1 pseudogene is annotated in these 243 nt (G+C 34.6%); it reads left to right on the top strand.

The features are described from left to right. Window positions 1-243: pseudogene (locus AWV70_RS22555) on the top strand (tetracycline efflux MFS transporter Tet(L)); the annotation flags it as partial.

Below are 243 nucleotides of genomic sequence, written 5' to 3' on the forward strand. Positions count from 1 at the left end.
ACATTTCTTTTCTGATCATCAGTATTCTGTCATTCCTGATATTTGTAAAACATATTAGGAAAGTAACAGAACCTTTTGTTGAACCTGCACTGGGGAAAAATATTTCTTTTATAATTGGTGTCCTTTGTGGAGGACTTATATTTGGTACAGTAGCAGTGTTTATCTCTATGGTTCCTTACATGATGAAAGATGTACATCAACTAAGTACTGCTGCAATTGGCAGTGTGATTATTTTCCCTGGAA

Origin of the sequence: Sporosarcina koreensis, from assembly GCF_001531445.1 — a bacterium.
Classification (GTDB): Bacteria; Bacillota; Bacilli; order Bacillales_A; family Planococcaceae; genus Sporosarcina; species Sporosarcina koreensis_C.